At 65.4% G+C, this 20,037-nt stretch carries 18 protein-coding genes and 1 pseudogene; 6 read left to right on the plus strand and 13 right to left on the minus strand.

Features of this window, described 5'->3' with window-relative positions; genetic code table 11:
- Positions 1-22 precede the first annotated feature (22 nt).
- Complete coding sequence (gene pcrA, locus K6L26_RS07605) at positions 23-2,350, plus strand: DNA helicase PcrA (protein WP_019347930.1); 2,328 nt, start codon at positions 23-25, stop codon at positions 2,348-2,350.
- Between the two features lie 35 nt (positions 2,351-2,385).
- On the opposite strand, the gene K6L26_RS07610 is transcribed toward pcrA, so the two are convergent.
- Genes K6L26_RS07610 through K6L26_RS07635 form a run of 6 tightly spaced genes read right to left on the minus strand, consistent with a single transcriptional unit; the run spans position 2,386 to position 7,397 of the window.
- On the minus strand, positions 2,386-2,877 hold the full coding sequence (locus K6L26_RS07610; RefSeq protein ID WP_109749038.1) for a DoxX family membrane protein: 492 nt from the start codon (positions 2,875-2,877) through the stop codon (positions 2,386-2,388).
- Positions 2,870-3,280, minus strand: a complete 411-nt coding sequence (locus K6L26_RS07615) for a 4Fe-4S dicluster domain-containing protein (protein WP_019347928.1) — start codon at positions 3,278-3,280, stop codon at positions 2,870-2,872. Before K6L26_RS07615 ends, K6L26_RS07610 begins: the two co-directional genes overlap by 8 nt.
- A complete protein-coding gene (locus K6L26_RS07620) occupies positions 3,277-4,863 on the minus strand; it encodes an FAD-dependent oxidoreductase (protein WP_221852872.1) in 1,587 nt (528 codons plus the stop codon). Before K6L26_RS07620 ends, K6L26_RS07615 begins: the two co-directional genes overlap by 4 nt.
- The gene (locus K6L26_RS07625; protein ID WP_065062914.1) at positions 4,847-5,584 is read right to left on the minus strand and encodes an ABC transporter ATP-binding protein; all 738 of its coding nucleotides are present in this window, start codon (positions 5,582-5,584) and stop codon (positions 4,847-4,849) included. Before K6L26_RS07625 ends, K6L26_RS07620 begins: the two co-directional genes overlap by 17 nt.
- Positions 5,581-6,462, minus strand: a complete 882-nt coding sequence (locus K6L26_RS07630) for an ABC transporter permease (RefSeq protein WP_019348951.1) — start codon at positions 6,460-6,462, stop codon at positions 5,581-5,583. Before K6L26_RS07630 ends, K6L26_RS07625 begins: the two co-directional genes overlap by 4 nt.
- The gene (locus tag K6L26_RS07635; RefSeq protein ID WP_019348950.1) at positions 6,441-7,397 is read right to left on the minus strand and encodes an ABC transporter substrate-binding protein; all 957 of its coding nucleotides are present in this window, start codon (positions 7,395-7,397) and stop codon (positions 6,441-6,443) included. The genes K6L26_RS07630 and K6L26_RS07635 overlap by 22 nt, the downstream gene beginning before the upstream one ends.
- A gap of 191 nt (positions 7,398-7,588) precedes the next feature.
- Between K6L26_RS07635 and K6L26_RS07640 the strand changes: the two genes are divergently transcribed.
- Entirely contained in the window at positions 7,589-8,791 is a 1,203-nt protein-coding gene (locus K6L26_RS07640) for a cytochrome P450 (protein WP_019348949.1), read from the plus strand.
- Here K6L26_RS07640 and K6L26_RS07645 read toward each other — a convergent pair.
- From K6L26_RS07645 to K6L26_RS07655, 3 genes are read right to left on the minus strand one after another with little or no spacing between them, the layout of a single operon-like run.
- A complete protein-coding gene (locus tag K6L26_RS07645; RefSeq protein WP_221852873.1) occupies positions 8,781-9,689 on the minus strand; it encodes a hypothetical protein in 909 nt (302 codons plus the stop codon). The genes K6L26_RS07640 and K6L26_RS07645 overlap by 11 nt on opposite strands.
- 40 nt (positions 9,690-9,729) lie before the next feature.
- Positions 9,730-10,413, minus strand: coding sequence for a hypothetical protein (locus tag K6L26_RS07650; RefSeq protein WP_019348947.1), 684 nt, complete (start codon positions 10,411-10,413; stop codon positions 9,730-9,732).
- Positions 10,414-11,481, minus strand: coding sequence for a M23 family metallopeptidase (locus K6L26_RS07655; RefSeq protein ID WP_043371175.1), 1,068 nt, complete (start codon positions 11,479-11,481; stop codon positions 10,414-10,416).
- A 273-nt stretch (positions 11,482-11,754) separates the two neighbouring features.
- Here K6L26_RS07655 and sucC point away from each other — a divergent pair, with 273 nt between their 5' ends.
- Positions 11,755-12,918: an ADP-forming succinate--CoA ligase subunit beta gene (gene sucC, locus K6L26_RS07660; RefSeq protein ID WP_019348945.1), complete on the plus strand. Its 1,164-nt coding sequence runs from the start codon at positions 11,755-11,757 to the stop codon at positions 12,916-12,918.
- Positions 12,919-12,930: 12 nt separating this feature from the next.
- Positions 12,931-13,830, plus strand: coding sequence for a succinate--CoA ligase subunit alpha (sucD, locus tag K6L26_RS07665; RefSeq protein WP_019348944.1), 900 nt, complete (start codon positions 12,931-12,933; stop codon positions 13,828-13,830).
- Between the two features lie 73 nt (positions 13,831-13,903).
- Here the strand turns inward: sucD and K6L26_RS07670 are convergent.
- The 3 genes and pseudogenes from K6L26_RS07670 to K6L26_RS07680 form a co-directional block, all read right to left on the minus strand.
- Positions 13,904-15,771: pseudogene (locus K6L26_RS07670) on the minus strand (alpha/beta fold hydrolase).
- Positions 15,772-15,778: 7 nt separating this feature from the next.
- A complete protein-coding gene (locus K6L26_RS07675; protein WP_221852874.1) occupies positions 15,779-16,396 on the minus strand; it encodes a TetR/AcrR family transcriptional regulator in 618 nt (205 codons plus the stop codon).
- 160 nt (positions 16,397-16,556) lie between these two features.
- The gene (locus K6L26_RS07680) at positions 16,557-17,123 is read right to left on the minus strand and encodes a TetR/AcrR family transcriptional regulator (protein WP_019347799.1); all 567 of its coding nucleotides are present in this window, start codon (positions 17,121-17,123) and stop codon (positions 16,557-16,559) included.
- Positions 17,124-17,262: 139 nt separating this feature from the next.
- Here K6L26_RS07680 and K6L26_RS07685 point away from each other — a divergent pair, with 139 nt between their 5' ends.
- The gene (locus tag K6L26_RS07685; protein WP_076216475.1) at positions 17,263-18,222 is read left to right on the plus strand and encodes an oxygenase MpaB family protein; all 960 of its coding nucleotides are present in this window, start codon (positions 17,263-17,265) and stop codon (positions 18,220-18,222) included.
- Here the strand turns inward: K6L26_RS07685 and K6L26_RS07690 are convergent.
- Complete coding sequence (locus K6L26_RS07690) at positions 18,193-18,450, minus strand: hypothetical protein (RefSeq protein ID WP_221852875.1); 258 nt, start codon at positions 18,448-18,450, stop codon at positions 18,193-18,195. The genes K6L26_RS07685 and K6L26_RS07690 overlap by 30 nt on opposite strands.
- Positions 18,451-18,477: 27 nt before the next feature.
- Between K6L26_RS07690 and K6L26_RS07695 the strand changes: the two genes are divergently transcribed.
- Positions 18,478-20,004: an acetyl-CoA acetyltransferase gene (locus K6L26_RS07695; protein ID WP_221852876.1), complete on the plus strand. Its 1,527-nt coding sequence runs from the start codon at positions 18,478-18,480 to the stop codon at positions 20,002-20,004.
- The last annotated feature ends 33 nt before the right edge of the window (positions 20,005-20,037 follow it).

Raw genomic sequence — 20,037 nt, forward strand, 5'->3', positions numbered from 1 at the left:
CAGCGGTAAGTTTGAACGCAAGATGACCACTTCCCCCGTCGCCTCAGAAATCGACCAACTCCTTGACGGCTTGAACCCTCAGCAGCGCCAGGCGGTGCTGCATGAAGGGTCGCCGTTGCTGATCGTCGCGGGCGCGGGTTCGGGTAAGACAGCGGTGCTGACCAGGCGCATCGCGTATCTGCTGGCGGCTCGCGAGGTGGGTGTCGGGCAGATCTTGGCCATCACGTTCACCAACAAGGCCGCCGCTGAGATGCGCGAGCGCGTGGTCGGGCTGGTCGGCCCGCGGGCCCGCAACATGTGGGTGTCGACGTTCCACTCCACCTGTGTGCGGATCCTGCGCAACCAGGCCTCGCTGCTGCCCGGGCTGAACTCCAACTTCTCGATCTACGACTCGGACGATTCCCGGCGCCTGCTGATGATGATCGGCAAGGACATGGGGTTGGACACCAAGCGGTATTCGCCGCGCCTACTGGCCAATGGCATCTCCAACCTGAAGAACGAGCTGATCGGCCCGGAGCAGGCGGCGGCGGAGGCGTCGGAGGCCGCCGAGGAGATGGCCGGCGTCATCGCCCAGGTGTACGGCGAATACCAGCGCAGGCTGCGGGCGGCCAATGCGCTGGACTTCGACGACCTGATCGGTGAGACGGTCGGCATCCTGCAGGCATTCCCGCAGATCGCCCAGTACTACCGGCGCCGGTTCCGCCACATCCTGGTCGACGAGTACCAGGACACCAACCACGCGCAGTACGTGCTGGTGCGGGAGTTGGTGGGGCATCACCTCGACGAGAACGACGGGGTGGGCCCGTCGGAGCTGTGCGTGGTGGGTGACGCCGATCAGTCCATCTACGCGTTCCGTGGCGCGACGATCCGCAACATCGAGGACTTCGAGCGCGACTACCCGGATGCGACGACCATCCTGCTGGAGCAGAACTACCGCTCCACCCAGACCATCCTGAACGCGGCCAACTCGGTGATCGCCCGCAACACGGGCCGCCGCGAGAAGCGGTTGTGGACGGAGGAGGGCGAGGGCGAGCTGATCGTCGGCTACGTGGCCGACAACGAGCATGACGAGGCCCGCTTCGTAGCCGAGGAGATCGACGCGCTCGCCGACAGCGAGGGCCTCAAATACGGCGACGTGGCGGTGTTCTACCGCACCAACAACTCCTCGCGCGCGCTGGAGGAGGTGTTCATCCGCGCCGGCATCCCGTACAAGGTCGTCGGCGGGGTGCGCTTCTATGAACGACGCGAGATCCGCGACATCGTGGCCTACCTACGGGTGCTCGACAACCCGGGTGACTCGGTGAGTATGCGCCGCATCCTCAACACCCCGCGGCGCGGTATCGGGGACCGAGCCGAAGCCTGTGTGGCGGTGTACGCCGAGAACACCGGTGCCAACTTCAACGATGCGCTGCAGGCCGCCGCCGAGGGCCGGGTGCCCATGCTCAACTCTCGCTCGGAGAAGGCCATCGCGAGCTTCGTCGAGATGCTGGACTCGCTGCGCGCCAAGCTCGACGACGAGCTCGGGGACTTGGTGGAGGCCGTGCTGGAGCGCACCGGCTACCGCCGTGAGCTGGAAGCCTCCAGTGACCCGCAGGACCTGGCCCGGTTGGACAACCTCAATGAATTGGTCAGCGTCGCACACGAATTCAGCACCGACCTGGCAAACGCCCGGGCGCTGGCCGAACAAGGCGAAGGCGAGCCCGTCGACGAGGACATCCCCGACACCGGGGTGCTGGCCCAGTTCCTGGAACGGGTGTCGCTGGTGGCCGATGCCGACGAGATCCCCGAAGACGGAGCCGGCGTGGTGACGATGATGACGCTGCACACCGCGAAGGGGCTGGAGTTCCCGGCGGTGTTCGTCACCGGTTGGGAGGACGGCATGTTCCCGCACATGCGGGCATTGGGTGACCCCAACGAGCTGTCCGAGGAACGTCGGTTGGCCTACGTCGGGATCACCCGGGCACGTAAGCGGCTGTATCTGTCGCGGGCCAAGGTGCGCTCGTCGTGGGGTCAGCCCATGCTGAACCCGGAATCGCGGTTCCTGCGCGAGATTCCCGAAGACCTGATCAACTGGCGCCGCGTCGAGCAGCCGTCGTCGTCGCTGAGCGCGCCGGTCGGTAACGCCGGCCGGTATGGCACCCCGCGTCCGTCGCCGTCCCGGCCGGCGCCGGCGCGCAACCGTCCGGTGATCACCCTGGAGCCCGGCGACCGAGTCACCCACGACAAGTACGGGCTGGGCCGGGTCGAGGAGGTCTCGGGCGTGGGCGAATCGGCGATGTCACTGATCGACTTCGGCAGTGCGGGTCGGGTCAAGCTGATGCACAATCACGCGCCGGTGCAAAAGCTCTGAGGCTTGCACCAGCGTCGCGCACCGGGAAGCAGCGGTCAGGCCTGGGCGCGCCGGCCCAGTCGCAACAGGTGGCTGCCGTCGGGCGCTACGGCGAGCAACAGGGCCGCCGCGGCAGCGGTGAAAACAGATGCACTGAACGGTGTCTCGAAGCCGGCGAAGAAGAACATCGAGACACCGAAGACGAGCAGCGTCGCTGCACTGGCTAATGCCACCCACCGCAAGGTGATGCCCAGGAGCAGTCCCACGGCCAGGACGATCTCGATGACCGTCGCGCCCCAGGCAGCGATGTCCACGAGCGCTCCGGACAGGTACGGCGCCAGGACCTTGACGTAGGCGGTGAACGCCTCGAAGTTGCCCCAGCCGACATTCGGTGTTCCAGGAGGTCCCCACAGGCCGAACCGGTCGGCGACGGCGGACAGAAACCCCACAGCCAGCGCTAACCGAGCGAAAATGATTGCCCCGCACAGTAATCGGTTGCTGTCGGCCTTCTCGGGTCGGTGGTCGGCCACTGGCGAGTCCTCAGGCATGCCCCAAATGATGCCAGGGTCCGTCCGCGAGCTCGGCCGGAGTGCCCAGGCGTGGCTCGGCCAACGGGGGGATCGAGGTCAGCACGGGGTTCTGGTCCAGGCGGGATCCCGGCGTGCGGCCCTGGCCCCACCCGATCATCTCCCGGTAACTGCCCAGCAGACCCGATCTGCGCACCGCTTCTTCCGACGCATGTGGGCTCTCGGCGTCGACGGGGACGGACACCGGCGAGACGTAGAGCGCGTCGGTGGGGCAGTACGCCTCGCACATGAAGCAGGTTTGGCAGTCGGACTGCCGTGCGATGACGGGCACGCCGTCGGCGCCGCGGTCGAACACATCGGTGGGGCACACCTTTACGCAGACGTCGCACTTGACGCAGGAGGCGGCGCTGACGATCTCGATCACGCCACGGCCTCGGCAGAGACGAGTTGAGGTGCAATGGGATCGGGGGTGGTCCAGACCTCGTCGAGGCCGCCGACCAGGATGCGGTGCTCGAAGCGGTGATCCGAGTCGGGCCGGTCTTCACGGCGGTGCAGGCCGCGGGTTTCCGGCCGGGCCAGGGAGGCGGCGGTGATCCAGCGTGCCGCGGCCACCATGGCGACCGCCTGGCGTTGCTTGTAGACCTCGCGGGCCGGCACCGGGGCCAGGCCGTCGGAGATGTCGCGCCACACGGTTTCCAACACATCAGCCGATTCCTGAAGTCGTTCAGCCGTCTTCAGGTAGCTGCGGTGTGGGGGCAGGATGTGCGACTGGACGGCGGCCACTACTTCGTCGACAGTGGGCGCGCCTGAGCGTGCGGGCCGGGTCGGCGGTGTCGCCGATGCCGGGCGCGACCGACGGGTCCGGCTGAACTCCGCGGCGCCGCGGCCGGCGAAGGTTCCCGACGCGATCGCCCATGAGCCGTTGCGGCTGCCACCGCCGGACAGCGAACCGGTGATGAGTTCGCGGGTCGCGGCGTCGCCCGCGGCGTACAGCCCGGGAACCGTTGTCGCACAGTCAGGCCCGATCAGGCGCAGGCCGCCGGTACCCCGCACCGATCCCTCGTAGACCATCCGAACCGGGTAGGCCGTGGTGAACGGGTCGATACCCGCCTTGTCCAACGGCAGGAAATAGTTCGGCTGCGCGTCGCGCATGGTCTGGCGGATGTGTTCGGGTGCGCGGTCCAGCCGGGCGAACACCCGCTCACCGCGGGTCAGTGCCCGCTGCGCGTCCTGGCGGCCACTCAGTCCGCGCTGGGTGGTGAACGGACGACCTTTCTCGTCATAGAAGCTGCCCCACTGCAGCATTCGGCCTTTGGTGTGCACACCCCATTCGGGGGCCAGCGCGTAGGCGGTGCAGAACTCCATGCCGGACAGGTGTGCTCCCTTCTCGGCAGCCATCAGCAGCCCCTCGCCGGTATCGACATTGGTGCCGAATGTTCCGGACAGGAACGCAGTTCCGCCGGAGGCCAGTACGACCGCGCCCGCGGTGATGTGCCACGGCCGGCCCCCGTGCTGGCGGGCGATGCCGGTCGCGCCGGTGACGACGCCGTCGCTGTCGGCGGTCAACTCGAGCGCGGGGTGGTGGTCGAGGATCAGCACTCCACTGCGATGGGCCTTGCGACGCATCCGCCGCATGTACTCCGGGCCCTGCAGGCTGCTGCGCATCTCGCGTCCGTCGGTGCCGATGGGAAAGGGATAACCCCACTCCGAGAGCTGCTCGAGTCGGTCCCACGAGGTCGCCAGGACTCGGAACATCCACTCGGAGTCGGTGATCCCGCCTGCGGCCAGCTCACGTTCGCGCACCGAATCTTCACGACGCGGGCCGGGGCTGATCGCCCACAGGTTGTTGCCACCGGCGGCGGTCGCCCCGCTGGTGCCGCAGTAGCCCTTGTCCACCAGGATGACCCGGGCGCCGGATTCGGTGGCGGAGATCGCGGCCCAGGTGGCCGCGGGCCCGCCACCGATCACCAGGACGTCGGTGCTCTGGATGTCAGCGCGAACGGTCATGGCCCACCTCCTCTCTGACGCCGAGTTCGGCGAGCAGTGCGCGGCGCAGTTCGTCGAAGCCGTCGTCGCTGCGGGTGCGGGGGAACGGCAGCTCGACGCGACGGTCCAGAGACACGCGTCCGCCGGAGAGCACCACGACCCGGTCGGCGAGCAGGATCGCCTCGTCGACATCGTGGGTGACGTGCAGAACTGCCATGTGTCTGCGGGACCACAAATCATGCAGCAGCCCATACATCTTGAGCCGGGTCAGCGCGTCGAGCGCGCCGAACGGCTCGTCGAGCAGCAACAGGTCGGGCTCACGAACCAGTGCGCGGGCCAGGGAGACTCGTTGGGCCTCACCTCCGGACAGCGACAACGGCCAGGCTCGGGTCTTGTCCGCCAAGCCGACTTCCTCAAGTGCGGCCTGCCCGCGTGCGGTGCGGCTGGGCGCGTCGGGTCCGGCATCGGGCAGTGCGAAGGTGACGTTGGCCAGAGCCCGCCGCCACGGCAGCAGACGCGGATTCTGGAACACCACCGCCCGCGAGCGGGGCACCTTCACCGAGCCGGTGACCTGATCGTCGAGACCGGCCAGCACGCGTAGCAGCGTGCTCTTGCCGGATCCGGACCGGCCGAGCATCGCGACGAATTCGCCGTCGTCGATCTGCAATTCGAATTCGTCGAGAACTTGTTGATCACCGAATGCGCGGCTGAGGCCGCTGACGTCGACGACCGAAGAATTCATGCCGGTACCCCGAGACCCTCGAATCCGTTGCGCCAAGACAGCAGTAGCCGCTCCAAAACCCGCACCAACGTGTAGGACAGCAGACCCGCCACGGCATAGATGACGATCACCAGCAGCGAGACATCGAACTGCAAGTTGGTCTGGGCGCGCGACATCAGGTATCCGATGCCCTGGGTGGTGTTGATCATCTCGGCGAAGATCAGGCTCAGCCACGCGCTGGAGAGTCCCAGACGCAGGCCGACCAGGAAGTTCGGCATGGCGCCCGGCAGGATCACCTGGGTGATCAGGGTGTGGCGTGGTGCTTCCACCGTTTGTGCCATCTCGACGAGTTGCCGGTCCACACCGCGGATTCCGGAGTAGGTGTTGATGTAGATCGCGATCGCCACGCCGGTGGTGATCAGCACGATCTTGGGGCCTTCGCCGATGCCCATCCAGATGATCAGCAGCGGGGTCAAGGCGAAATTCGGTACCGCCTTGAGGATCTGCATGGTCCAGTCGAGCAGGTCCTCGCCGGTGCGGGTGAGCCCGGCCAGGACCGCCAGCACGACGCCGATGAGGATGCCGAGCAGCGTGCCGGTCAGCACGCGGACCGCCGATGCGCCGACGTGGGTGGCGAGTTGGCCGTCGCCGAGCAGGCGCCATGCGGTGGCGGCCACCTGGGTCGGCGGTGGGAACAGATCTGCGTTGAGAATCGCGGTGGCCGAGCCGACGGTCCAGATCGCGAGAATCGACGCGGGGCCCATGAGACGACGTACCGGCCGGGGGAAGCGTTCCCACAGGCCTTTTCGTCGATTGCGGCCACCGACGACGTCGATGAGTTCCGGGCGGGTGGCTGCCGGCCGTATGGCGGCGGTGGTCACGACTTGGCTCCGGCCCATTCGCGGACCGAGTATTCGTGGTCGAACGATCCGTCGGCGTTGAGGAACTTGTAGGCGGCCTCGAGTTGGTCGATGCCGACCTGCGGGAACGGTTCGGTGTTGAACTCATCGGCATGAGTCGACCGTTTGACGAACTCCAGCTCGGTGTCGTCGGTCTGTGCGACCCAGGACAGGTAGTCGTCGAAGTTCTCGGTGATGTCGCGGTTGACCGTGGTGACCGCCTGCTGCCAGGCGCCGACGAACTCGGGGTGGGCATCGGTGAACGAGCGAAGGGCGATGTTGGTGCCGGTGCTGCCGAAGCCGTGCCGGGACAGGCTGTCGATGATCGGGAAGCCTTTGGATTCCAGCTCGGCGGCGCTGGCACCGGTCACGATGGCGGCGTCGATCTTCCCGGAACTCAGCCCGGCGATCGACTCGGGCGTGGGAACGTCGCGCACGTGGATCTGTCCGTTCAATCCTGCGGCGTCGATGAGCTGTCTGGCGGCGCGGTCGCGGATGGTGCCTTGCGGCGCGGTGATGTCCTTGCCGATCAGGCCCTTGATCTCGGTGGGGCCGCCCTTGGCGCCCACCAACCAGGCATCACCGTTGATCGAATCAAGGGACAGCAGAACCACTTTCGGGTCTCGACTGCGTGCCCGCAATCCGGGGTTGTCGCCGATGGCGGCGACGTCGATGGCACCTGCGAACAGGGCTGAGGCGACGTCGCTTCCGGACTGGAAGAACGAGTACTCGATCTTGCCGACGCCTGCGGACTTCAGCTGTTCGGTGAGGATGCCCTGCTTGTCACCCCACCCCAGGGAGCCCGCGGGCGTTCCCGTCACCGAGGTGGCCCCCACGCGAAGGGTGTAGCCATCGGCGTCGTCATTGCTGCTGCAGGACACGGCGGCGGCGATGAGGGTAAGCGCAAAGGCGGTGCGCAACAGGCGGTTGAGCATGGGAGCGGGCCTCCGAAGGTCTCATGCGTGAGCACACGCGAATCGCCCTAGTAGACGCCCGGGTCCGATTTCGGGTCGACGGTTTGGCTCAGCTTGACTGGAAGGTGGCTGTGAACGGGCGATTGACCGGTCGGCGAGCCGCACAGTACGGTGGAACAACTATTTGGTATCACGGATGGGGAAGCGGATCGGTGACGACGCAGCAGGCGGTGGAGCTCTACTACGACCCGTTCGACCACGACATCGATGACAACCCGTACCCGGTTTGGAAGCGGATGCGCAGCGAGGCACCGCTGTACTACAACGAGAAGTACAACTTCTATGCGCTGAGCCGTTGGGGCGATGTGGCCCGGGAACTGCCCAACTGGCAGGCCTACCGATCGGGGCGCGGCACCACAGCCGACATCCTGTTCAGCGGCATCGAGGTACCACCGGGCATTCTGCTGTTCGAGGATCCGCCGCTGCATGATCTGCACCGCCGGCTGCTGTCGAAAGTCTTCACGCCGCGGCGCATGCTGGCGGTCGAGGACCTGGTGCGTGACTTCTGCGTGAAGGCACTGGATCCCCTTCGCGAGCAGGACGGTCTGGATTTCGTCGCCGACCTCGGGGCTTTCATGCCCATGCGCACCATCGGATACCTGTTGGGCATTCCCGAAGAGGAGCAGCAGAGCATCCGGGATCGCAATGACAAGACCATCACGGCCGCCTCGGTCGATGCCAGTGCCGACGGGGTGAGCCCGACGATCTTCGCCGACGCCATCACGATGTTCGCCGAATACATCGAATGGCGAGCTTCGCATCCTTCTGATGACCTGATGACCGATCTGCTCACCGCGCACATCGAGGAAGCTGACGGAACATCGCGGCCGCTGACCCGCACCGAGGTACTCGCCTACACGGCGATGATTGCCGGCGCGGGCAATGAGACCACTGCTCGCCTCATCGGTTTCATGGGGCAACTCCTGGCCGAGCATCCTGACCAGCGGCGCGAGCTGGCGGCTGATCCGAGCCTGATCCCGGGTGCTGTGGAGGAGACATTGCGGTTCGAGCCGCCGTCGCCGGTGCAGGCCCGATATGTGGCCCAGGACGTGGAGCACTACGGGCAAGCTATCCCCGAAGGCTCATACATGCTGCTGCTCAACGGATCAGCCAATCGGGACGAGTCGAAGTTCACCGATCCCGACCGCTTCGACATCCACCGCACGGGCGGCCACCTGAGCTTCGGCCAGGGCCTGCATTTCTGTCTGGGTTCGGCGCTGGCCCGGCTGGAGGCCCGGGTGGCGTTCGAGGAGGTGCTCAAGCGGTGGACAGACTGGGATGTCGACTACGACAACGCTTTCCGCGCGCATACCTCGAGTGTCCGCGGCTGGGCCAGGTTGCCTGTCAAGTTCTAGCCGTCCGTGCCGGTGCGGTCGCCGCCAGCACCGCGGTGACCACGGGCACCGTGAGCGTGAGCACCACCACCGATGCGGACCGAGGTGCGAAGATCGCGGTGAGGTCACTTGCGCCGATCTCATAGAAGAGCCGATCCAGATCGGTCCAGCCAAAGATGCCCTGCGCCAACATGATTGTGCAACCGGCGATGACGCTGTACCGCCCGGCCGCGGCTCCGACGGCCATCAGTGCCGCGCCGATGAAGAGCACTGTCGCCGCGACGATCGAGGCTGCCATGGGTTCGAACATCGCCAGTGTCCATGTGGCCTTCGGTGTCGTCGGCAGCAGGTCGGTCAAATCGCTGACGTAGAGCAAGCTGTTGTCGAACTGCTTCTTGGCAAGCCACAGTTGGCCGGCGGCCATCGCCACCGACAGGGCCGCGACGAGCAGGTTGGCGGCTCGGGAGCCGCTGTACTCGTCGCTCTCGGGATTGTTTGCGGTACTCGGTGTTTCGCTTCCGGCGAGCAGCGCGACAACGAGTGTGATGATCGACAGCGCGAACCAGACCCATCGCGTCACACCGAGCACACCCTGATCCGTCCACGCCGCGAAGCCTGAGCCCAACCACACCACGAACTCGAGGAGCGACAGCACGATCACGACCGAGGTGGCCGCGACCACCAGCGTGCGGCCGCGACGGTCACCGCGGCTCAGCAGAACGGCGCCGCCGAACAGGGCAACGGTCACGGCCGTCAACACCAGAAGATTGAGGATCGAATGGCAGAACCGCAGGGGAGCGGTACCGAAGCCGTAGCCGATGGTGTACCAGGTCACCAGGAGCGCCCGCAGCGTCGCGACGATCCCGAGAAGGCCACATATATGGGTGAGGGTGATCGTGGTCAGCGCAATTGGACGCACCACGCAAACCTAACAGCGGATCATCGGCCCTGCCGGACGCCTATCGTCGCGCGCTCCAGCGGCCGGTCGAGGGCAACACCGTGAACAGGATGGCGGCTACCGGAAGGGCCGGCATGGCGTAGACGATGGGGTGCAGTCTTGCCCCGGCGATGAACAAACTGGCGAAGATCAACAGGCCGATCACCGCGCCGACGACCACGAGCAGCCGGCCCATCCGTCGCCGCAGCAACAATGCGATGAGCCCTCCGATGGTTGCTGCAGCCGAGATCGCGGCCAGGAAACCGACGGCCACGCAGAACAATCGGTCGGTCCGCCACCAGCCCGCGATCAGGTCGGTGGCGATGACGCCGGTGGCCCAGCCGCTGAGGATCGCGAAAGTGGCCGCCACGATCGCCGTACGCGGGTTGATGCTCACCGACGTCCGGGGGATGGCCACCGGGCGGGCACGTGGCACGTAGCTCGTCCTGGCGTCGTCGTCCGTGGGGCCGACAAGGCCCGTCTGGGCGTCACTGCCCGTGGTGCCGGCGATCAGGCCGGTCTGGGGTTCCGCGGCGGCTGCGGTGGGAATGGCGCCCGTGGGATGACGCCGGATGATGCTGGTGTGTGATTCGTCGGCGATCGGCACAGGTTTGGAAACCGGGTCCTGTGGCTGGCGCCGGATGATGCGGGTGCGGTCGTCGTCTTCGTCGGGGTGATCGGCTGCTGACTGACGGTCGTCGCTCACTCAGCCAACATAGCTGCCGACGCTGAGCCCTCTCTTGTTCAGCCACGGCACCGGATCGATGCGGCTGGTGCCGTTCTGCAGAACCTCGAAATGCAGGTGGGGGCCGGTGGAGTAACCCCGGTTGCCGACGGTGGCGATCTGGTCGCCGGCCATCACCCGGTCGCCCTCGCTGACGAGCCAGGTGTTGATGTGGCCGTAGAGCGTGACGGTGCCGTCGGCGTGGCGCAGCTTGACCCAGGCGCCGTAGCCGGCGGTCGGGCCCGCGGCGATCACGACGCCGTCGGAGACCGCCACGATCGGGGTACCGATCGGGCTCGCCAGGTCGATACCGGCATGCAGAACACCCCAGCGGTAGCCGAAGTTCGAAGTCCAGACGTAGCCCTTGGTGGGCATCACGAACAGCGGGCGCGACAGCCGGGCCTCGCGCTCGGCACGTTCCTGCGCGAAGGCCGCGGCCTTGGTGATCTCCTCGGCATGCACGGAGGTGTCGGCGGTCGAGGACACCGAGACGATCTGCATGCCGTCCACCGAGCCGGTGACGGACGCACCTTCGACGCGGGTGCCCTCGGAGGCCAAGATCGTGTCGTCGGCCTGGGTCTCGGTGGGGTTGCCCAACGAGTAGGCGCCGGCGGCGGTCGCGCCCGCGGCCATCGCCGCGATCATGAGGCGGCTCTTGACGGCGCCGGCGTGCTCCTTGCGGTGGGCCCCACGGCGACCGGACATGTTGATCACGTCCGTGGCGGCGACGCCGTCGCTCACGTCGGTGTGGCTGTCGCGGTATGCGTAACGGGAGCTGCGCTCGCTGCCGGCCTCCGGGCGGAAACGGGACGGCACGGCAAGACGGACGGGCACCAAGTCGTCGGTGTCGTTTAGATCGTCGAGTTCGGGGGCATAGATAACGCCGGAGTCGTGATCCTCTGAGCGCTCGTCGAACTCTTCGAAAGCGCTGAACGGGATGACGTCTGTGACCTCGGCAGCGTTCACCTCATCAGGGGAAACGCGGTGTCGGCGGCGGCGCGCGTCCGTCGGCACCCCTCGCGGAGCTGCGGACGAACGATGCTGCGGCAAGACTCGAGAATCCTTCTTCGTCGTGACCTGAACGTTATCTGGACCAGAGGCACGTTAACCAAATCCCAATGATGGTGGCAACTTATGGGTCTATTCCGGGTTAGGAATGTGATCCGTATCACCTCTGCTCGGCGGTGAGATCTACCACATGAGCCGGAGGTGATGCTAAGCCATCACTCGGCGGTGGATAAAGTGCCAGCGGGCCCGTCACACGAGGTATGGACCGGGCAGTTTTAAGTCAACGCAGACAGACAACGCCTATCTAGGAAGCACATGGATCTCTTCGAATATCAGGCGAAAGAGCTGTTCGCCAAGCACAACGTCCCCACGACTCCGGGCCGGGTGACCGACTCGGCTGAGGACGCCAAGGCGATCGCCACCGAAATCGGCAAGCCCGTGATGATCAAGGCGCAGGTGAAGGTCGGCGGCCGCGGCAAAGCCGGCGGCGTGAAGTACGCGGCCACCCCTGACGACGCCCTGACCCACGCCCAGAACATCCTCGGTCTCGACATCAAGGGTCACGTCGTCAAAAAGTTGCTGGTGGCCGAGGCGAGCGACATCGCCGAGGAGTACTACATCTCCTTCCTGCTCGATCGCGCCAACCGCACCTACCTCGCCATGTGCTCGGTTGAGGGCGGCATGGAGATCGAGGAAGTCGCCGCCACCAAGCCCGAGCGGCTGGCCAAGGTGCCCGTCGACGCCGTCAAGGGTGTCGACCTGGCCTTCGCGCGCGAGATCGCCGAGAAGGGCCACCTGCCCGCCGAGGTGCTCGACGCCGCTGCCGTGACCATCCAGAAGCTGTGGGAGGTGTTCGTCAAGGAGGACGCCACCCTGGTTGAGGTCAACCCGCTGGTGCGCACGCCCGACGATCAGATCCTGGCGCTGGACGGCAAGGTCACCCTCGACGCGAACGCCGACTTCCGTCAGCCCGGCCACGCCGAGTTCGAGGACAAGGACGCGACCGATCCCCTCGAGCTCAAGGCCAAGGAGAACGACCTCAACTACGTCAAGCTCGACGGCGCGGTCGGCATCATCGGTAACGGTGCCGGTCTGGTCATGTCGACGCTGGACGTGGTGGCCTACGCCGGTGAGAAGCACGGCGGTGTGAAGCCGGCCAACTTCCTCGACATCGGCGGTGGCGCCTCGGCCGAGGTGATGGCCAACGGTCTGGACGTCATCCTCAACGACAGCCAGGTCAAGAGCGTGTTCGTCAACGTCTTCGGTGGCATCACCGCGTGTGACGCCGTGGCCAACGGCATCGTCAAGGCGCTGCAGATCCTCGGCGACGAGGCCAACAAGCCGCTGGTCGTCCGCCTGGACGGCAACAACGTCGAAGAGGGCCGCCGCATCCTGGCCGAGGCCAACCACCCCCTGGTGATCCAGGCCGAGACGATGGACGCCGGTGCCGACAAGGCCGCCGAGCTGGCGAATAAGTAAGGGACACTTCAAATGTCGATTTTTCTGAACAAGGACTCCAAGGTCATCGTCCAGGGCATCACCGGTGGTGAGGGCACCAAGCACACCGCGCTGATGCTCAAGGCGGGCACCCAGGTCGTCGGCGGCGTCAATGCGCGCAAGGCCGGGACCAAGGTTTCGCACAAGGACAAAGACGGCAACGACATCGAGCTGCCGGTGTTCGCATCGGTGGCCGAGGCCATGAAGGAGACCGGCGCCGACGTGTCGATCGCCTTTGTGCCGCCGGCCTTCTCCAAGGACGCCATCATCGAGGCCATCGACGCCGAGATCCCGCTGCTGGTCGTCATCACCGAGGGAATCCCGGTGCAGGACAGCGCTTATGCGTGGGCCTACAACGTCGACAAGGGCAAGAAGACCCGCATCATCGGGCCCAACTGCCCGGGCATCATCACCCCCGGTGAGTCGCTGGTCGGCATCACGCCGAACAACATCACCGGCAAGGGCCCGATCGGTCTGGTCTCGAAGTCGGGCACCCTGACCTACCAGATGATGTACGAGCTGCGCGATTTCGGTTTCTCGACCGCTATCGGCATCGGCGGCGACCCGGTTATCGGCACCACCCACATCGACGCCATCGAGGCGTTCGAGAAGGATCCCGAGACCAAGGTCATCGTGATGATCGGTGAGATCGGTGGCGACGCCGAAGAGCGTGCCGCCGACTACATCAAGGCCAACGTGACCAAGCCGGTTGTCGGCTACGTCGCGGGCTTCACCGCTCCGGAGGGCAAGACCATGGGCCACGCCGGCGCCATCGTGTCGGGCTCGTCGGGCACCGCCGCGGCCAAGAAGGAAGCCCTCGAGGCCGCCGGTGTGAAGGTCGGCAAGACGCCGTCCGAGACCGCCGCACTGGCCCGCGCGATCCTCGAAGGCTAGTTTTCTCTGCGCGAGCAGACGCGAATGTCCCCGCACGCCCGGCGTGTCGGGGACATTTGCGTCTGTTCGGCAGTTAAACGCGCCCGCCCAGATGCTCGGCGAGGAACTTCTCGACCGCGTGGTACATATCGATCTGGTTGTCGGGGTTGAGGAATCCGTGGCCCTCGTCCGCCTTGACCATGTACTCGACCTCGACGCCGCGGTTGCGTAGCGCCTCGACGAGATTGTCGGACTCGGCCTGAATCACGCGAGAATCGTTGGCGCCCTGGATGACCAGCAGCGGGTGCGGATCTGATCGACCTTCGTGATTGGGGAGCGGGCCAGCATGTCGGCCTCCTGCACCGGATCGTCGTGATTGCCGACGTAGCGGTGCCAGTTGTTGGCCAGGAACGGCCGCGCCACCGTCGGCAACGTGCGCATGAAGTTGGCCAGGCTGGAGATTCCGACATAATCGATGGCCGCGGCGAAGACGTCCGGGGTGAAGGTCACGCCGACCAGGGCGGCGTAGCCCCCGTAGGAGCCACCGAAGATCGCCACCTTGTCGCGGTCGGCGTACCCCTGCTTGACGGCCCAGTCCACCGCATCGATCAGGTCGTCGTGCATCTTGCCGGCGAACTCACCGATCGCGGCCTTCGTGAAGGCCTTGCCGTAACCGGTAGAGCCGCGAAAGTTGACCTGCAGCACCGCATATCCCCGGTTGACCAGCATCTGCACGTCGGGCTGAAAGCCCCAGCAATCCCGCGACCACGGCCCGCCGTGCACCAGCAGCACCATGGGTAGATCGGTCGGCTCGATCCCGACGGGCAGGGTCAGATACGAGTGCAGCTCCAGCCCGTCGCGTGCGGTGATGGTCACCGGCGTCATCGGCGCTAATGAATCTGAATTCAGATTCGGATACGGCCGGAACAGCAGCTTGCTCTCGCCGGTGTCGTGGTCGTAGAGGTACGTGGCCCACGGGTCGCGGTCATGGGTGAAGTTGACTACCCAACGCCGCCCGCTGTCATCGGAAGAGATGCCGCCGAGGTCTCCGTCGGACAGTTTGGTCAGATTCTCCAGTGCCGTAGCGAAATTGGGATCGAGTGCATGAATCACCTGGCGTTCCCCGTAGTAGCGGGCGCCGATCAGTTCGCCCGTGCGTTCGCTGAGGATCAGTGGTGACGGCAGCACCATCTGCGCTGCCAGATCGTAGGCCGGGTGGCTGTCCACCTCGGTCTCGGCACCGGTGGCGACGTCGATGCGGACCAGGCGCGTGCGGTCCGTGCCGGTGTTGGCGCCCAGCCAGATACCGGTGCCGTCCGGGGTGACGGTGATCGGATGGATGCCGAGCGGATAGTCGGTCCCGTCGAAGGTGGTGATGGTCCGCAACGATCTGGTCCCTGGAACCCATTGCGACAGTTCGACATCGCCGTCGACTGTCTGTGTCGAGCTGAACAGCTCACCGGTTTTGCTGGACAGCCAGCTGAATACGTTGCCCGGATTCTCGGCGAGCAGGGTGAGTTCGCCGGTGGCGATGTCGAGTTCGTAGACGTCGAACAGTTCCGGGGTGCGGTTGTTGATCTGCACGACGGCCTTGCCGGGGCGGCCCTTGGGCAGGTCGAGTTCGACTCTGGCGCCGGGGAATGGAGTGAGGTCTACAGCGGGAGCCTCGGGGGTGTCCAGGTCGACGCGGAAGATATGCCAGTTCTCGTCACCGCCGGTGTCCTGCAGATAGAGCAGCCATCGGGGGTCGTCGGTCCAGTAGTAGAGGTAGACACTGCGGGTGTCGTCTGCTGTGACGCAGCGTGGCGGTGCATCGTCATCGAGATGCTGGATCCAGACGTTGAGGCGGTTCTTCCACGGAGCCAGGTAGGCGATCTTGGTTCCGTCCGGTGAGATCCTGGCGGCGGTACGTTCGGGTGGACTGAAGAATTCCTCTACCGAGATGAGTTCGGGCAGTGCCATTTTGCTCCTATTGGGGTTTGGCGGGACCGCCGAGCCGCCCGTTGGTGGCATCGCGGATTGCGCGGTCGATCAGCGAGAGCGCCTGCTCTTCAGTGACTTTCTTGCCCTCGACGATCACCGCCGTGCTGACGTCTTCGTCGACGACGCGGAAGGCGCCGGTGACGGCCGCGGCACACAGTCGGACGGTGAGGTCATCTTTGGGCAGTCCCAACCGGTCTGCGATCACCGGGATGAAGCCCTTCTCCATCCGGTCATGCACCATCAGGTACGACGTACGCAGGGCAGGCTCGGACGGTGTCATGGTGGCGATCCGCATCGCGCTGATCTCGTCCTCGACGTCTTGAGGCGACATCGGATGTGAAATTCCTTCGGCGGCAAGATGTTCAGCCAATGACAGGTCATGTGGCCAGCGGTTCAAGATGGCGATGAACCGGTCGGCGGATTTGGCCAGTACCGGTTCGACGCAGCTTTCCTTGGCGCGGAAGTATCGCCAGATCGTCCGTGTCGAGAGCCCTGCCGCAGCAGCGATGTCGTCACCGCTGGTGCCGGCGACACCACGTTCCCAGAACAACTTGCAGGCGTGTCGTGACACCTCGAGGCGGGCTTGTTCCTGTTTTACCCCCACGCTGCTCACCTCCAGAAGTTGTCACTTAGTGACAGACCCAATGTGTCACTAAGTGACAGCGAGGTCAAGGTGTGCTGGTCGGCGCCGGTTTTTACATCTGGGTTGCGCTGATTCGCCGACGGCGACCGTGGCGTAGAAACCGGCGGCGCTGAACCCCGGGCTACTGTCGCCCGGCCGCCAGCAGACCGGCCGAGGCGAACTTCAACCCGCTGCGTAGTTCGTCGAGTTGGATCGGGTCGTCGCTTTCGATATAGCGAGTGGTGGTGGCCACTGCCATGTTGAAGAACAACCACGCCAACGCCCGGGGGCTCAGCTCATGGCGGTACTGGTCGCGGTAGTGCGCCATGTGCAGCGTGGTCAACGCCAGCAGTGTGGCGTTCAGGCCCGAGGCGTTTTCCAGCGTGCGGGCATAGTCGGGTCGGTCCGCGACATAGCGGATCAACTTCCGGTTGGCGATCGTGAAATCGATCAGGATGTCGATCGACGCCTGCATGGCCTGCTGCGGCTGTTCCATGGTGACGGAGCGGAGCATGTCCTCGATCAGCGGTGCCTGCTCGGCAGCCAGCTGCTCGATCGCGGCGTGGATGAGCTCCTCCTTGTTGGCGAAGTACTGGTAGACCGATCCCTTGCTGACCCCGGCCCGGGCGGCGATGGCGTTGGTGGTGATCTGCTCGGGGTCGGTCTTCTTCAGCATCTTCACCGCAGTGGCAATGATTTTTGCGACCATCTCACGAGAACGCTCTTGCTGAGGCAGCTTACGCTGGCCTGACGTGCGGTTTTCCAATTCATTCCCCGAACTCGAATGCGACTTGAATGCGACCTTGAGGTCAGATTACCGTCGCCTCACGCTCAAGGAGGTGCGCTCTATGACCGCTACACAGGACGTCTCAATGCCGGCCGTCGAAGAGTCGGATGACATCGAACTGGTTCCGCTCGACTCCCTGACGGGTGAGCACACCGGCAGGTGGACCTTCCTGATCGTCGACGGGGCGGCGTTCATGATGCAGGCGATGCACCCCGTCATCGCCGAGATCACCGGCCGCTATTCGGCTGCGTTCCACGGAGATCCGGGCGGGCGAGCCATCCGCAGCGTCGACTCCGTGCTGCGCTGGACCTACGGCGGCACCGAGGCTGTCGCCGAAGGAAACCGGGTGCGCGCACTGCACCAGCCGATCACGATGAAGAGCGACCAGACCGGAAAGCAGATCAGTGCGCTCAATCCCGAGGCATATCAATGGGTGATCGCCACCGGCTACATCGTCAACGCCGAAGGCGGCGGCAAGTTGCTGATCGGACGCGACTTCACCGACGCTGAGAAGGACGAACTACTGCGGGACAACCGCCGGCTCGCCCGCCTGCTGCACGTGCCGATGAACGGCTACCCGGCCACCCGTGCCGAGATGACCGAGTACTACGAGGCCATGATCGACAAGCTGGAAGGCACGCCCCAGGCCCTGCAGCTGATCGAGGAGATGCAGACCGGCAACGTCGCGCTCCCGCCGTCGGTGCCGAAACTGTTGCATCCCTTGGTTCGTCGGGCCCTGCGACCCGCACTGCGGTTCAACTATCTGTCGGTGGTCGGGCTGCTCGATCCCCGGTTGCGGGCCAAGCTGGGTGTCACGTGGAGCGACGCAGAGGAGCGTCAACTTCAGCGCATCTACACCGTCATCCGGACCGCCTACCGCATCCTTCCTGATCGGCTCACCTACTTTCCGCTGGCCTATCACGCGCGCAAACACCATGAGTGCCTTGAGAAGATGAAGCAGCGTCAGCAGAAGTCGTTCGCCTACAACCTGTCAGAACGTCCAGCTGCCAGAGGGTTGTAGAACAAAAACGTGCTTGTGGTCGGCGTCGATACAGGCCACCAGGTTGTTCTTGCCGACGACACAGGTGCTGTTGTCGCCAACGAGTTTCTTGCCGGTGGAGATGGGCATGGACGGCGGTTGCCATTCGTGAGTGAGTGAATGGCCCAGTTCGTCGCTCAGCCCGGCCAGTTCTCGGGCAGCGCTATACGCACCGATTTCACTCTCCAGACAGCAATCGGTTAGCCTCACGAATTAACAGCTGTCAAGGAGATTGTCATGGTCGATCCGCGCACCCCTGTCATCGTCGGCGTCGGGCAGTTCACCGAACGCATCGACCTCGACGGGTACCGCGGAATGTCCTCGGTCGAGCTGGCCACCGAGGCTGCCAGGGCAGCCTTGCGCGATACCGGCGCTGACATCGCCGCCGTGGCCCAAGCCATCGACACCGTGGCGGGCACGCGGCAGTTCGAGATCTCCGGCCCGCAGTCCGCGACGCTGGGCGTATCCAACAACTACCCGCGTTCCGTCGCGCGCAATGTCGGCGCCGAGCCGGCCCGCGCCATCCTCGAGGTGATCGGCGGCCAGAGCCCCCAACACCTCGTCACCGAATTCTCGGCCGCCATCGCAGCCGGCGAAACGGACGTGGTGCTGCTGTTCGGCTCGGAGAACACCTCCACGCTGCGGCACTTCTCCAAGCGCGACGACAAGCCGGATCACTCCGAGACCATTGACGGTCAGCTGGAGGACCGTGGTTACGGATACGACGGCATCTTCGACGAGTACACGGTCAAGCACGGGCTGATCGGCGCTCCGGTGCAGTACGGCCTGCTGGAGAATGCCCGCCGGGCGCGGCTCGGACTGTCGGTGAGCGATTACCGGCAGGCGATGGCCGAGCTGTTCGCGCCGTTCTCCAAAGTGGCGGCCAAGAACCCGTATTCGTCGTCCCCGGTGGAGCGTTCGGCGCAGGAGCTGGCCACCGTCACCGAGAGCAACCGGATGATCTGTGACCCGTATCCGCGGCTGATGGTGGCGCGCGATCAGGTCAACCAGGGTGCCGCGGTACTGCTGATGTCGGTGGAATCCGCCCGCAAACTCGGTGTGCCCGAGGAGAAGTGGGTGTACCTGCGCGGGCATGCCGACATGAAGGAAATCAAGCTGCTGGAGCGTGCTGAGTTGGGCTACAGCGAAGCCGCGGTGATCGCGGTGAACGAGGCCCTGCGCGCCGCCGGTATCACCCTCGACGACATCGCGGCGTTCGACCTCTACAGCTGCTTCCCGTTCCCGGTGTTCAACATCTGTGACGGCACGGGCCTGGCCACCGACGACGAGCGTGGTCTCACGCTGACCGGTGGTCTGCCCTTCTTCGGCGGCCCGGGCAACAACTACTCGATGCACGGCATCGCCGAGGCTGTCAATGAAATGCGTGACAAGCCAGGTCAATTCGCACTGGTCGGCGGCAACGGTGGTATCGCGAGCAAGTACTCGGTCGGCATCTACTCGACTGAGCCCGCCGATTGGGTGGCCGACGGCAGCGCGGCCCTGCAGGACGAGTTCAACGCGCAGCAGCGCGTCGCCATCACCGAAAAAGCCGAAGGCCCGGCCACCATCGAGACCTACACCGTCCGCTATGACTGGACGCCACGCACCGGCATCATCATCGGCCGCCTGGATTCCGACGGCAGCCGCTTCCTGGCGACGACCACGGACGAGGCGCTGTTGGGATTGCTCACCGATGGCGAGCCGCTGGGCGCGTCGATCGTCGTGACTTCCGGTGAGAAGCGGAACACCGCGACGCTCTCATAGCCGAGATTTACGCCCCGCAGACGCAAAACTGCC

The organism is Mycobacterium farcinogenes (assembly GCF_019739075.1).
Classification (GTDB): Bacteria; Actinomycetota; Actinomycetes; order Mycobacteriales; family Mycobacteriaceae; genus Mycobacterium; species Mycobacterium senegalense.

Excerpts from the sequence above, each read along its gene's own strand:
- pcrA (WP_019347930.1), top strand. The coding sequence starts at position 23 with ATGACCACTTCCCCCGTCGCCTCAGAAATCGACCAACTCCTTGACGGC.
- K6L26_RS07610 (WP_109749038.1), bottom strand. The coding sequence starts at position 2,877 with ATGCCTGAGGACTCGCCAGTGGCCGACCACCGACCCGAGAAGGCCGAC.
- K6L26_RS07620 (WP_221852872.1), bottom strand. The coding sequence starts at position 4,863 with ATGACCGTTCGCGCTGACATCCAGAGCACCGACGTCCTGGTGATCGGT.
- K6L26_RS07625 (WP_065062914.1), bottom strand. The coding sequence starts at position 5,584 with ATGAATTCTTCGGTCGTCGACGTCAGCGGCCTCAGCCGCGCATTCGGT.
- K6L26_RS07630 (WP_019348951.1), bottom strand. The coding sequence starts at position 6,462 with ATGGGCCGGAGCCAAGTCGTGACCACCGCCGCCATACGGCCGGCAGCC.
- K6L26_RS07635 (WP_019348950.1), bottom strand. The coding sequence starts at position 7,397 with ATGCTCAACCGCCTGTTGCGCACCGCCTTTGCGCTTACCCTCATCGCC.
- sucC (WP_019348945.1), top strand. The coding sequence starts at position 11,755 with ATGGATCTCTTCGAATATCAGGCGAAAGAGCTGTTCGCCAAGCACAAC.
- sucD (WP_019348944.1), top strand. The coding sequence starts at position 12,931 with ATGTCGATTTTTCTGAACAAGGACTCCAAGGTCATCGTCCAGGGCATC.
- K6L26_RS07680 (WP_019347799.1), bottom strand. The coding sequence starts at position 17,123 with ATGGTCGCAAAAATCATTGCCACTGCGGTGAAGATGCTGAAGAAGACC.
- K6L26_RS07685 (WP_076216475.1), top strand. The coding sequence starts at position 17,263 with ATGACCGCTACACAGGACGTCTCAATGCCGGCCGTCGAAGAGTCGGAT.
- K6L26_RS07695 (WP_221852876.1), top strand. The coding sequence starts at position 18,478 with ATGGTCGATCCGCGCACCCCTGTCATCGTCGGCGTCGGGCAGTTCACC.